At 73.0% G+C, this 12,977-nt stretch carries 11 protein-coding genes; 3 read left to right on the plus strand and 8 right to left on the minus strand.

Annotated elements, in window-relative coordinates:
- Window positions 1-155 precede the first annotated feature (155 nt).
- The 7 genes from AC3EQ1_RS13660 to AC3EQ1_RS13690 all read right to left on the minus strand — a co-directional run bounded on the left by AC3EQ1_RS13660 (window position 156) and on the right by AC3EQ1_RS13690 (window position 6,814).
- A complete protein-coding gene (locus AC3EQ1_RS13660) occupies window positions 156-1,352 on the minus strand; it encodes an acyl-CoA dehydrogenase family protein (protein WP_432094592.1) in 1,197 nt (398 codons plus the stop codon).
- Window positions 1,349-2,560 (minus strand): acyl-CoA dehydrogenase family protein, encoded by a 1,212-nt coding sequence (locus AC3EQ1_RS13665; RefSeq protein ID WP_432094593.1) that lies wholly within the window; start codon window positions 2,558-2,560, stop codon window positions 1,349-1,351. Before AC3EQ1_RS13665 ends, AC3EQ1_RS13660 begins: the two co-directional genes overlap by 4 nt.
- Before the next feature lie 31 nt (window positions 2,561-2,591).
- The gene (locus tag AC3EQ1_RS13670; RefSeq protein ID WP_432094594.1) at window positions 2,592-3,575 is read right to left on the minus strand and encodes an NADPH:quinone oxidoreductase family protein; all 984 of its coding nucleotides are present in this window, start codon (window positions 3,573-3,575) and stop codon (window positions 2,592-2,594) included.
- Between the two features lie 365 nt (window positions 3,576-3,940).
- On the minus strand, window positions 3,941-4,528 hold the full coding sequence (locus AC3EQ1_RS13675) for a helix-turn-helix domain-containing protein (RefSeq protein WP_432094595.1): 588 nt from the start codon (window positions 4,526-4,528) through the stop codon (window positions 3,941-3,943).
- 165 nt (window positions 4,529-4,693) lie between these two features.
- Window positions 4,694-6,025 carry a M64 family metallopeptidase gene (locus AC3EQ1_RS13680; RefSeq protein ID WP_432094596.1) on the minus strand — a complete coding sequence of 444 codons (1,332 nt, stop codon included), beginning with the start codon at window positions 6,023-6,025 and terminating at the stop codon, window positions 4,694-4,696.
- Between the two features lie 340 nt (window positions 6,026-6,365).
- Entirely contained in the window at window positions 6,366-6,620 is a 255-nt protein-coding gene (locus AC3EQ1_RS13685) for a hypothetical protein (protein WP_432094597.1), read from the minus strand.
- On the minus strand, window positions 6,572-6,814 hold the full coding sequence (locus AC3EQ1_RS13690; protein ID WP_432094598.1) for a hypothetical protein: 243 nt from the start codon (window positions 6,812-6,814) through the stop codon (window positions 6,572-6,574). The genes AC3EQ1_RS13685 and AC3EQ1_RS13690 overlap by 49 nt, the downstream gene beginning before the upstream one ends.
- Window positions 6,815-6,970: 156 nt before the next feature.
- Here AC3EQ1_RS13690 and AC3EQ1_RS13695 point away from each other — a divergent pair, with 156 nt between their 5' ends.
- Complete coding sequence (locus AC3EQ1_RS13695; protein WP_432094599.1) at window positions 6,971-8,140, plus strand: helix-turn-helix domain-containing protein; 1,170 nt, start codon at window positions 6,971-6,973, stop codon at window positions 8,138-8,140.
- A gap of 105 nt (window positions 8,141-8,245) precedes the next feature.
- On the opposite strand, the gene AC3EQ1_RS13700 is transcribed toward AC3EQ1_RS13695, so the two are convergent.
- Complete coding sequence (locus AC3EQ1_RS13700; protein ID WP_432094600.1) at window positions 8,246-9,544, minus strand: alpha/beta fold hydrolase; 1,299 nt, start codon at window positions 9,542-9,544, stop codon at window positions 8,246-8,248.
- Window positions 9,545-9,673: 129 nt separating this feature from the next.
- Between AC3EQ1_RS13700 and AC3EQ1_RS13705 the strand changes: the two genes are divergently transcribed.
- Together AC3EQ1_RS13705 and AC3EQ1_RS13710 are read left to right on the plus strand one after the other, a co-directional pair.
- Window positions 9,674-11,050 (plus strand): helix-turn-helix domain-containing protein, encoded by a 1,377-nt coding sequence (locus AC3EQ1_RS13705; protein ID WP_432094601.1) that lies wholly within the window; start codon window positions 9,674-9,676, stop codon window positions 11,048-11,050.
- Between the two features lie 478 nt (window positions 11,051-11,528).
- Entirely contained in the window at window positions 11,529-12,941 is a 1,413-nt protein-coding gene (locus AC3EQ1_RS13710; RefSeq protein ID WP_432094602.1) for a family 2B encapsulin nanocompartment shell protein, read from the plus strand.
- Window positions 12,942-12,977 lie beyond the last annotated feature (36 nt).

Raw genomic sequence — 12,977 nt, forward strand, 5'->3', positions numbered from 1 at the left:
CCCCCCCCCCCCCCCCCCCCCCCCCCCCCCCCCCCCCTTCCCCCCCCCCCTCCCCCCCCCCCCCCCCCCCCCCCCCCCCCCCCCCCCCGCGTCCCTCGTCCCGCCGCGTCCCTCGCCCCGCCGCGTCCCTCATCCCGTCGCGTCCCTCGTCCGCCTCAGTCCGTACCGGCCGGCGGGGCCAGATCGACCAGCCGGGCCAGGGCGTCCCGGTGGTGCCCCGGCGTGCCGAAGGCGATCTCGTCCGCCTTGGCGCGCTTCAGATAGAGGTGGGCCGGGTGCTCCCAGGTCATGCCGATGCCGCCGTGCAGCTGTACGCACTCCTCGGCGGCCCGGACGGCGACCCGGGAGCAGGAGGCCTGCGCGACGGCCACCGCGACCTGCCGGTCGGGGCTCCGGGTCGCCAGGGCGTCGGCGGCGTTCCGTGCGGCGGCGCGGGCCGAGACGATCTCCAGCCAGAGCCGCGCCAACCGGTGCTTGAGGGCCTGGAAGGAGCCGACCGGCCGGTTGAACTGGTGCCGTTCACCGGTGTAGCGGACGGTCTCCGCCAAGCACCACTCGGCCAGCCCCAGTTGTTCGGAGGCGAGCAGTCCGGCACCCGCCGTCAGAGCCCGCGCCACGGCCTCCTCGGCGCGGCCGGGTCCGGCCAGGCGGCGGGCCGGTGCGTCGGCGAGGGTGATCCCGGCGAGCGGGCGGGTCAGGTCGAGCGGGACCCTCGGGTCGACGGTGACGCCCGGGGCGGCCGCCTCCACGGCGTACAGTCCTGCTCCTTCCGGCCCGTGGGCCGGGACGAGCAGGAGGTCGGCGCCCGCGGCATCGGCGACGCTGCCGATCCGTCCGTCGAGCCGTCCGTCCGCGGTGGCCCGCACGGCGGTGGGCAGGGCGACGGTGGGCAGGTCTGCAGTGGGCTGGGCGGTGCCGGAGGGGAACGGTCCGGTGGACAGCGGGAGGGCGAGGACGGCGAGGGTCCGGCCGGCGGCGACCGCGCCGAGCAGGCCGGCCACGTCCCGGTCGTCGGTGTCGCAGCCGAGCAGCGCCTCCACGGGGAGCACCGCGCCCGTCAGGTAGGGCACCGGGGCCGTGCTCCGGCCGAGCTCCTCCGCCACGACCGCCGCCTCCCGCGCGGAGGCGCCCTGGCCGCCCAGCTTCTCGGGCACGAGCAGCCCGGCGATGCCCATGCCGGTGGCGAGGGTCTGCCACACCTCCCGGTCGTAACGCCGGCCGGAGTCGACGAACCGCAGGACCGCGGACGGGTCGCAGCGGTCGGCGAGCAGGGAACGGACCGCCGCCCGCAGGTCGTTCTCGGTCTCGGAGTACAGCAGGTCCGGTCCGGATGTGGGCTCGGTGCCGCTCATCGGGCGAGCTCCTTCCAGGGGATGTCCTTGTCGGTACGGGGCTCGGCCGGCAGGCCCAGGACGCGCTCGGCGACGATGTTGAGCAGCACCTCGGTGGTGCCGCCCTCGATGGAGTTGCCCTTGGCCCGGAGGTAGCGGTAGCCGGCGTCCCGTCCGGTGAAGTCGACCAGTTCGGGGCGGCGCATCGTCCAGTCCTCGTAGAGCAGGCCGTCCTCGCCGAGGAGTTCGACCTCCAGTCCGCTGATCTCCTGGTTGAGCCGGGCGAAGGCCAGCTTCATCGCCGACCCCTCGGGCCCGGGGGCCCCGGCGGCCAGCTGCTGACGCAGCCGTTCCCCCGCGAGCCGTGCCGTCTCCGCGTCCACCCACAGCTCCAGCAGCCGCTGGTGCAGGGCGTGGGTGCGCAGTTCGGGCCGTTCCCGCCAGAGGCCGGCGACCAGTCCGATCATGCCTCCCTCACGGGGCACCCGGCCGCCGCCGATGGCGACCCGCTCGTTCATCAGCGTCGTCTGAGCGACCTTCCACCCGTCTCCGACCTCGCCGAGCCGGTGACGGTCGGGGATGCGGACGCCGCTCAGGAAGACCTCGTTGAACTCGGCCTCGCCGGTGATCTGGCGCAGCGGCCGGACCTCGACGCCCGGGGCGGTCATGTCGCAGACGAAGTAGGTGATGCCGCGGTGCTTGGGCACGTCCGGGTCGGTTCGGGCGATGAGGATGGCCCAGCGTGCGGTGTGGGCGCTGGACGTCCACACCTTCTGGCCGTCGACGATCCAGTCGTCCCCGTCCCGTACGGCCCGCGTGGCGAGCGCCGCGAGGTCGGAGCCGGCTCCGGGCTCGCTGAACAGCTGGCACCACACCTCCTCGCCCAGCCACAGCGGCCGCAGGAAGCGGCGCCGCTGCTCCTGGGTGCCGTAGGTGAGGATCGTGGGGGCGGCCATGCCGAGGCCGATGCCGATCCGGCGGGGATCGTTGTCGGGGGCGCCGGCTGCCTCCAGTTCGGCGTCGACGACGGCCTGGAGGGAACGGGGCAGGTCCAGGCCGCCGAGGCCGACGGGGTAGTGCACCCAGGCGAGCCCGGCGTCGAACCGGGCGCGGAGGAAAGCGGCCCGGTCGGTGGTGGCGGGGTCGTGCGCGTCGAGCAGGGCGGCCACCCGGCGGCGCAGTTCACCGGTGTCGGCGTCGGGGGCTCCCGCGGCCTCGGTGCGTGCCATGGCGCGGCTCCTTCCGGTCAGTGGCGTGGGGTCAGTTGGGGGTGACGACGATGCGGCCGGTGGTGGTGCCGTCGGCCACGCGCTGCACGGCGTCCGCCGCGTCGGCGAGGGCCACCCGTTCGCTGACCAGGGGCTTGATCGCGCCCCGCGCGGCGAGCTCGGTGAGCTCGCGGTGACAGGCGTCGATCGCGGCCGGGTCGTGGGCGTTGTAGAGGCCCCAGTGCAGGCCGACGATCGCGTAGTTCTTCACCAGGGCGTGGTTGAGGCCGGGGCTGGGGACGGCCCCGCTCGCGAAGCCGACGACCAGCAGCCGGCCCTCGAACGCGATGCACTTGACGGACTTGGCGTAGGCATCGCCGCCGACCGGGTCGTAGACGACATCGGCGCCCCGGCCGCCGGTCGCCTCCTTCACCGCGGCCACGATGTCCTCGGTGCGCCGGTCGATGACGAGGTCGCAGCCGAGTTCGCGGGCGGTGCGGGCCTTGTCGGGGCCGCCGACGACGCCGATGACGGTGGCGCCCGCGGCCTTCCCGAGCTGCACGGCCGCGCTGCCGACCCCGCCCGCGGCGGCGTGCACCAGCAGGGTCTCCCCCGGCTGCAGGTGCGCCCGCCGGTGCAGGCCGAACCAGCCGGTCTGGTAGCCGATGTGCAGTGCGGCGGCCTCGGCGTCGTCGAGGGAGTCGGGCGCGGGCCGTACGGTGGCGGCGTCGGCGACCGCGAGTTCGGCGAAGCCACCCCGGGGCAGTGGCGGCTGGGCGAGCACCCGGTCCCCGACCCGCCCCTCGGCGCCCTCCCCCACGGCGACGATCTCTCCGCAGATCTCGACGCCCGGCGTGAAGGGGAGCGGTGGCCGCACCTGGTACTGGCCGCGGCAGAGCAGTGCGTCCGGGAAGTTGATGTTGACGGCCCGGACCCGCAGCAGGAGCTGTCCCGGCCCGGCGGCCGGGTCCGGCACCTCGTCGAGGCGCATCACCTCGCGGGGCTCGCCGTTCTCGTGCACTCGCCATGCCTTCATCGGGTGGCCTCCAACGAACGTCGACAGGGCGCGGCGTGCCCCGCACCGGTCGCATACTAAGCGGTCGCTCGGTTCGAGGAACAGGCCATCGCGGACGTTTTTCGGGGCGTGGCGTGGCGGCGGTGCCCGGTGTGCGACGGGGCCCTGCCGGGGCGGCGGCGGGGCGCATCGACGGGCTCGGGGCAGACGAGCCGGGGCGGGGAGCCGGGGCCGGGCATCAAGGGAGCTGGGGTCGGGGGGCCGGGTGCCGCGGGGGCCGGGCCGGGGACTGGGCCGGTCGGGGCTGGGCCGGTCGGGGCTGGGCCGGGAGCGACCACCGGAGAACGCCCGCTCCGTGCGGACCGGCTACCGTTGCCGGGCTCCGGTCAGCCCCTGCGGCGCGGCTGCGCCCGTACGTGCATGCGCTCGCCCTGCGGGCCGAAGAGGCTCAGGAATTCGACCGGCTCCTCGCCCGCCGACCCGAACCAGTGCGGCAGCCGGGTGTCGAACTCCGCCGCCTCCCCCGGCCCCAGCACCAGGTCGTGTTCGGCCAGTACGAGGCGCAGGCGTCCGGAGAGCACGTACAGCCACTCGTAGCCCTCATGGGTGCGCGGGTCGGGTTCCTCGCTCCGGGCCGGAACGACCACCTTGTACGCCTGGAGGCCACCGGGCCGCCGGGTCAGCGGCAGCATCGTTCTGCCACCCCGCTCGACGGGCTCGGAGCGGACCCGGGGGTCGCCGACCGGGGGTGCGCCGACCAGCCGGTCGAGCGGGACCTGGTGGGCCCGGGCGATGGGCAGCAGCAGTTCCAGGCTCGGCCGACGGCCGCCCGATTCGAGCCGGGAGAGCGTGCTCACCGAGATGCCCGTGACGGCTGAGAGGGCGGTGAGCGTGGCGCCGCGCTCCTTCCGGATGCGGCGGAGCCGCGGCCCCACGTTCGCCAGTACCTCGTCCAGGTTCTCCGGGTCGGTCATGAGGACATCGCAGAACCGGCAACCCCCTTTGTCAATACCGCCTGGGTTCGGAGCAGCCGGGAAGCGGCGGGGGTGCGGGGTTCCGCGAGGGCCGCCCCGTACGGCCCCCGACGCGTCCGGGCGCGTCGGTGCCGCGGGGGCGGCCGGTCCCGCGACCGCCCCGGATCAGCGCCCGGCGCGCCAGGTGAGGACGTCGGTGAGCTCGGCGCGGAGCGCCGGGTCGCGGACCGCGCGCGTGGGGTCGTGAGCGACGGCCGTGAGCCGGTGCAGGCGCCGGTCCCAGGGCGGGATGACGCGCCGCACGGCCACGGTCCGCTCCCCGCGCAGCCGCCTGACCTCCTTGCCGTCCAGGTACCAGCGCACGGCCGGCTGACGGTGCGTCCCGGCGAGCCGGGGCACCCGGAGGCGGACCGTGTCCCGGCGCGTGAGCCGACGGTCGGTGGCGGGGCTGCCGGCGAGGACGGTGGCGTGCCGGTAGAACCCCGCGATCATCGCTTCACGGCCGACGCTGTTGAACTCCCGCCCCAGGGTGCGCATGATCGAGTTCTCGCTGGGCCGGTACAGGCCGCGCGGGTAGTAGCCACCCCCTTCGAAAGTCCCGGTGACCCCGCCGTCGGGGGTCGGCTCGCCGAGCCAACGGAACCACTTCACGCGCAGCTCCGCGAGTTCGTCCGCCGTGTGCGTGGAGGTGTTCACCTCGCCCGGCTCGGGCCCGGTGTACTCCCCGTACTCGTCGTAGACGTACTCGTCGGCGAGCTTCCCCAGGGAGTGTCCGGTCTCGTGCACGGCCACCTGGCCCGACTTCTCGTTACCCCCGGCGACGGTCGCGATGCCCTCGTATCCCAGCGGGGAGACGACGTCGTTGTACCCGGCACCGCCGTACTTGGCACTGTTGGCCACCACGACGACGAGGTCGGCCTCGGGCGCGTGGGCGGCGTAGCGCTCGACGGCGTCCGTGTCGACACAGAGGAGCCGCTCCAGGCCGTCGCACCAGAAGTAGCTGTGCAGCGCGGTGTCCCTGACCGTCTCCTGATCCGGGTCGCCGGAGACGCCGGAGTCACGCGAGACCGCGTCGACCGCCCACACGTTGAAGAGGTTCCGGTAGGTGCTGTACGGCTGAACGCCCGTGATCTCGTCCCACTTCTCCCGGGCGTCGGTGCGGAACCGGTCCAACTCGCCGGCGGTATAGCCGTCACCGATGACGACGACGTCGAGCTTCTCCTCGGTCGGGCCGTTCTCGACGACGGGCGTCACCTCACCGTCGCCCGCCACCGGGCCCGCTCCGCGGCCGATGCGCCCGGGAGCGCGGACCGGGACCTCGACGGAACGGGGATGGCCGGTCGGTGACGAGAAGTACTCGACCCGGTGCGTGGCACGGTCCCGGCCGGACGCCACAGCGGCCGCCCCGGAATCCGAAGCGGCCGCGAACGGGGCGGTGGCGGCGAGCACCAGTCCGGTGACAAGCCCGACGGCCGCGCGAAATCTGCCTATGTGCACTGCGTTCCTCCCGGGTGGGGGCGGGGACGGAGCATGCCGATAAGCGCCGACGTAAGCGCTGTTAATCAGCGAGTCAACCTAGAGGGAACGGTAATGAGCGGCAATGGGCTGTCATATAACAGTTGGTGAAAGTAAGTCAGTTTGCTTAATCGGCGCCTGACACTGTCTCCGAGGACACCGGCAGGCTCGCTCCACCGGACCGCACCACGCCGTGCTCCGGAGGCACTGCCGGCCTCCCGCCTCTTCCTGCCGGAGCCACGGACGTGGCTCGCATACCGGACCACCCCGGGGACCTGACCGGCGCCGGGGCGGTCCCAGGTCCAGGAAGGTTCCGGAAGCGTTACGCGACTGGGGGTTCCGGGGTCCCCAACAGCAGCTCGTCCCCCGCCGGGAAGCGGGCAGCACCGCCTTCCTGCCAGACGACGACCACCGCCAGCCCGCCCATCGGCCCCCGGTCGGTACCGACCGCCCCGACCGTGCGCCACTGCCCCTCGTACCCGATCACATCCCCCGGAGCGATGAGGGCAGCGCGCTTGGTCGGCAGCCTCACTCGTTCTCGTCGACGGGCCGGATGTGGGTCAAAGGAGCCTCCCATTCACGGCCACCTCCTCTGGGTCGCATGTAGGCGGTCCGGCTGACGAGCCTGTTGCCCTCCTTGGTGCGCTCCTCGACCACACCCTGCAGTTCGCCCGTGCGCCCGGTCTCCACGTTCCCGACGAGCGTGCCTCGCGGATACGGCAACTCGCCGTGGCTGAGCACTGTCGGTGGCTTGTCCTGTGTCGCTGCCATGACTCCTCGTCCTGTCGGCACTTCTGTCTCACCCAAGAGAACTTCCGTGGCACGGAGCGAACTTGCACAGCCCTTGCACAACGAGCGAGCACCCGCGTGCTGTGAGTGAGACGATGGAATCGAACCAGCGGCAGTCGAGCGGGGAAGACGCACACCATGAGCGCTACGCAGATTCCCGGACCCGGTGCGAACGTGGCCGTCCGCCGAAAGGCACGCGGCTTCAGTCAAGTGGCCCTTGCCCGGCGTGCGGGCGTTTCGGTCTCGTTGCTCAGCAAGATCGAGGTGGGCGACCGTGCACTGACCCAGGGCATTGCCGCCGCTCTCGCCCGGGCCATGAGCCTGACGCTGGATGAACTGCTGGGCACTGCACCCGTCGAGCGCGCCGACGAGAACAGCTTGACGGCGCTCAACCACGCCATCCGCCGATTCGACATCCCGGACGGCCCTCCGGCGCATCCCGAGGACCTCCCACGCAAGCTGGCCGAGCTGAACGAACACCGCTACCGGACGGAGCTGTCGGCCGTCCTCCGAAAGCTCCCCGAGGTGCTGGCCGACGCCACCCACCACGCCCACGCGACCCAGTCACCCACCGCCTGGACCCGGGTGGCCGACACGTACAGCGTGGTCTACTGGCTGGCGGCCCGGCACCGATGGATGCACCTCGCCGAACTGGCCGTCATAAAGCAACGGTCGGCCGCCGAGCGCGCCCACCCGGTGGCCACCACCGTGGCCGCCCGTGACGAGGCCGGAGCCTTCCTCAACTCCGGTGATTTCGCAGGCGGAATGGCCGTCGTGGACCGCGCGGTCGTGGCGGCCGAATCCACTCTGGAGGGGCGCGACCGGGCATTCGGCCTGGGCATCCTGCACCTTCGCGGGCTGACACTGGCCGGTCGTCTGAAGGACAAGGGTGCCGCTGAGGGGCACATCCGGGCGGCCTGGCGGACGGCCGAGGACTACGGCGGGGACGCCGACGAACACGGCATCCACTTCGGGCCGGAACAGACGGCCACCCATGTCATCTCGATGTACTCCGACCTGGAGCAGCACCGCACGGCGCTGGACACCGCCGCCGACCTGGTCCGGGGCGGCACCTCACTGCCCGCGACGCGCATCGGCCCCCTGCACATGAATCTCGGCCGGTCACACCTCGCCCTGGGGGACCGTGACTCCGCCATGGCGTCGCTCGAAGAGGCTTGGGAGATCGCACCGGAGATGGCCCGCGTCCATCCGACGAGCCAAGAGCTGATGCGTGTGCTGACCTCGCTGCACCGCCGCAGCAACCCGCGTCTGACCAAGCTGGCCAAGCGCGCGGGGGTGCACTTCTGAGGCGCCGACCCTGCCCGCACGTGAACGGCCGCCGAGAGCGTCCGGCCCCGTCATAGCGGAGCACCTTCAGTCTCCACTCCCGCTACCGTCCCCGCCCCGAGCTGCTCACACCTCGTCCCGCACCAGGGCGAGCAGCCGGTCCAGGACGCGGGGACCGCTGCTGCGGACGCCGTCGTGCTCGAATTCGTCGGTGACCCAGCTGCGCAGGCCGCCGATGGCGCGCGCGGTGCGCAGGGCGTGGGCGGCATCCACGTACATGTCGTCGTGGTACACCGCCGCGGCGACCGGAACCTCGTTGGCGGCGAGCCGCTCCGGGTCGTACAGCGGTGTCCAGCCGGTGCGTTCGGCCAGCAGCCGGCCGGTGTCGCGGAGCGGGCGCAGGGCCGGGTCGGTGTCGAGCATCCAGGGGTAGATCATCTCCCCGGTGAAGAGCACCGGCTCCCCGCCGTCCAGGGCCCGTCCGGCGTCGAACTCCGGGAACTCGGACCGCACCCGCTGCGCCGCCCAGCCCGTGGCGGTCCCGTCCTGTGCGTAGATCGACTCGTGGAGCAGGGCGTAGAGCGGGCTCGCCGCGCCGGAGACCACCCCGCGGACGGCTTCGAGGAACGCGTCGGAGAGCTGCGGGCCGGACGCGGTGCGGACGAAGGCGCCCTCGAGCAGGTAGTGCAGCCGGTGGGATCCGCCGGTGCCGCCGAGCAGGGTGCCCAGGGACTGGAAGGCCTCGACGGTGAGGCGGTGGCCGCCGGGCAGTTCGGCGGGGTGTTCGCGCAGCCGGGCGGCGATCCGCCGGGCTGCCTCGACGTCCTGCGGATAGCGGGCGTAGTGGGCGCGGTTGCGGCGGGCGACCCGGGGATAGGCGGCGCGGTAGACGTCGTCGGGCCCCGCGTCGAGCGAGGGCAGACCGCCGGTGATCAGGGCGCCGCGCAGGCCCTCGGGGGCGGCGCTGAGGTAGTGGACGGCGCAGAAGCCGCCGAAGCTCTGGCCGAGCACGGTCCAGGGCGCGCCGCCGGTCAGCCGGGGGCGGATCCACTCGCAGTCCGCCACGATCGCGTCGGCGCGGAAGCGGGCCAGGTAGTCGGCCTGCTCCCGCGGGCCGCCGCGCAGCGGCAGGGTCTGCCGGCAGGCGGGCGTGGAGCGGCCGGTTCCGCGCTGGTCGAGCAGCAGGACGCGGTAATCCTGCACGGCCCGCTGCACCCAGTCGGTGGCCCCGACGGGCCGCCGGGCGCCGCATCCGGGGCCGCCCTCCAGGTAGACCAGCCAGGGCAGTTCCTCGCCCTGCCGGCCCGGGGCCGTCACCTCGCGGGCGTAGAGCTCGAGCTGCTCGCCGTCCGGTGCGGCGTGATCGAGGGGCACCTGGAAGTGATGGTCCGTGAGCACGAGTCCGGGCTGCCGGTAGCTGGTCAATTGTCCTCCTGGTCCGTCGCACCCATGGCCATTAAGCCCATAGTTAACTAGCCTTAACGGCGGATCAAACCAGTGGGGCCGCTCCCGGCCAGGGGGCCCGACGGGCGGCCGCTGAGGGGGACGGGACGGATGGCGAGCAGCACCAGTGCCGGCGGCGGCCGGGCCGGGGACACCGGGATCGGCCGACGGGTGCAGCGACTGCGCACCGAGCTCGGGCTGACACAGCGGCAACTGGCCGAACCGGAGTACACCGCCGCCTACATCTCCACCCTGGAGTCGGGGCGGGTCCGTCCCTCCGAGACCGCGCTGCGCCACCTCGCGGAGCGGCTGGGCACCAGCGTGGACGAGCTGGCCACCGGGCGGCCCGCGCACCTCGCCACCGAACTGCGGCTGGGGCTCACCGACGCCCGGCAGCTGCTCGGCGCGGGGGATGCCGGGGAGGCCGCGGAGCTGGTGCGCAAGCTGCTGGTCACCGCCGAGCGGCACGGCTTCACGGCGGAGCGGGCGGAGGCGCTGATCGCCCTCGGCGACTGTGCGCTGGACCTGGGCGAGCTCACCGAGGCCCGGGAGAGCTTCGAGGCGGCCGAGCTGCTGCTGGCCGGGGAGCCCCTGCCGCGCCGGGCCGCCGCCGTACGGGGCCGCGCCGTCGCCCATCTGCTCGCCGGGGAACTCCGCTACTCCTGCTACCTGCTGGAGTCGGCGATCGACGAGCTGAACCGCAGCGGCCTGCACGACCCGGACGCGCTGGCGCTGCTGCACAGCGCGGCCATCGCCCCGTACATGGACATGGGCGCGTACGCGCGGGCCGCACAGAGCGCCGAATTCGCGCTGGCGCTCGCCCCGAGCATCAGTGATCCGGCGCTGGTGGCCCGGATGCACCGCGGCGTGGCCCGCGCCATGATCGCCGAGGGCCGGGTGGCGGAGGCCGATGCCTCGCTCACCAAGGCACAGGAGCTCTACCGGCAGTTGCACATCCGCACCGAGCTGGCGCACTGCCACTGGATGCGCGGCTATGTGCACGCGCAGGACGGGGACCTGGAGACAGCCGAATCCGAGCTGCGCACCGCCCGGGAGATGCTGGCGTCCAAGCGGGCCCAGCTGTTCACGGCGCAGGTGGAGGTGGAGCTGGCGGACGTGCTGCGGCGGCGCGGCCGGTGCGAGGAGGCGGCGGCGCTGCTGGGGCGCATGCTCGACGGGATCGGCGCCGCCCTCGGCCCGGAGCGCGGGGCGGTGCACGCTGCGGGCGCCCACCGGCTGCTGGGGATGATCGCCGACGACGGCGGGGCGGCCGACGAAGCGGAACGGCACTACTGCGAGGCCCTGTCCCTGCTGGAGCACTCGGGCGCGGCCGGGGACCTCGCCGACATCTGCCGGCTCCTCGGCGATCTGCTGCGCCGCGAGGGGCGGACCGAGGCGGCGCTCGACGCATACCGCACGGGGCTCGGCCATCGGCCTGCGCCGGGCACCACCACGCTCGGGACGGGTCCGGCCGAACCGTCGCTGTGAGGTGTCACCTGCCGTCGCCGCGAGGTCACCTCTCACCGTGAGGCCTCACCTGCCGTCGCTGAGAGGCGACACCGTTCGCGGTGAGGTGCCGCCGGCTGTAGCGAGGTGGCCCGGAGGGTGAGCTCACTCCCCCCGTTCCGAGCCGCCTGCGCTCCGAGCCACCACCGGGTCTCCGTGGACCGGGACCACGGCTGCGGCCACCGCCGTCGTCACCGTGCCCAGCGGTCATTGCCGCTGCGACCCGCCGCCGCCACTGTCCCTGTCCGGGTGCGCCGCCGCTCCGGCGCACGCCGCCCAAGCACCCATGTCTGCTCGCTAATTCGAAGATCAACCCACTCGTTCGAGCGATTCCGGAGTTCCGGTGGACGCTGATAGCTTCGCTGGCGGTGACAAACGGTTCCCGCCGCGGAGTTATCAGCTGCGGTTACTGATTTCTCACCGAGAAAGTCTTCTGCACAAAGATGGGTGGGCGTCCATTATGACCACGTCGGTGGATTCGAATTCTTCCGCTGAGGACGGTCAGTCGCAGCTGAGCCTGGGGACGGCAGCTGCCCGCAATTTGGCGACAACGACAAAGTCCGTTCCACAGATGCAGGGAATCACCTCACGCTGGCTGCTCCGGCTGCTGCCGTGGGTCCAGGTGCCGGGGGGCGCCTATCGGGTCAACCGCCGGCTGAGCCACACCCTCGGGGACGGCCGGATCGAGTTCGTCACGACCGGGGCCGAAGTGCGGGTCATCCCGGCGGAGCTGGGCGAGTTGCCGCTGCTGCGCGATTTCGGCGACAGCGGGGTGCTCGACGCGCTGGCGGACCGTTTCGTGCAGCGCGAGTACGCGGCCGGTGAGCTGATCGCCGAGGCCGGCCGCCCCGCCGACCACCTCTTCCTCATCGCGCACGGCAAGGCGACGAAGCTCGCCCCGGGACCGTACGACGAGCAGTCCGTGGTGGAGGTGCTGGCCGATGGCGCACACTTCGGTGACCAGGCGATCGCCGCCCCCGAGGCGGACTGGTCGTACAGCCTGAAGGCCGTCACCGCCTGCACCGTTCTGGCCCTGCCGCGGCAGGACTTCGACGAGGTGGCGCAGGGGTCGGAGGAGCTGCGCGGCCATCTGCGCCGCCGGGCCGAACTCCCCCGTCAGCGGCGGCGGAACGCCGAGGGGGAGGCGGCGATCGAGGTGGCCTCGGGCCACACCGGGGAGCCGGCGGTGGCGGGCACGTTCGTGGACTACGAGCTCGCGCCGCGCGAGTACGAGCTGAGCGTCGCGCAGACCGTCCTCCGGGTCCACAGCCGCGTCGCCGACCTCTACAACGAACCCATGAACCAGGTCGAGCAACAGCTCCGCCTCACCGTCGAAGCCCTCCGCGAACGCCAGGAACACGAACTCATCAACAACCGCGAGTTCGGCCTCCTCCACAACGCCGACCTCAAGCAGCGCATCCACACCCGCAGCGGCCCGCCCACCCCCGACGACCTCGACGAACTGCTGGCCACGGTGTGGAAGGACCCGGGACTGATCCTGGCGCATCCGAAGGCCATCGCCGCCTTCGGCCGGGAGTGCAACCGGCGTGGAGTGCACCCGGACGCGGTCGATGTCCAGGGGCACTCGGTCCCCGCCTGGCGCGGCGTGCCGATCTTCCCGTGCAACAAGATCCCCGTCACCGGCGCACGCACCAGCTCCATGATGGTGCTGCGCACCGGCGAGGCCGCCCAGGGCGTCATCGGGCTGCACCGCACCGGGATCGAGGACGAGTACGAGCCGGGCCTCTCGGTGCGCTTCATGGGGATCGACGAAAAGGCCATCATCTCCTATCTGGTGAGCGCCTATTATTCCGCCGCGGTTCTTGTCCCGGACGCCATGGGAATTCTGGAGAACGTGGAAGTCGGGCATTAGGTCCGCGCCCTTTCCCGCAACTCCCACAACTCCCGC

Source organism: Streptomyces sp. bgisy100 (assembly GCF_057709105.1).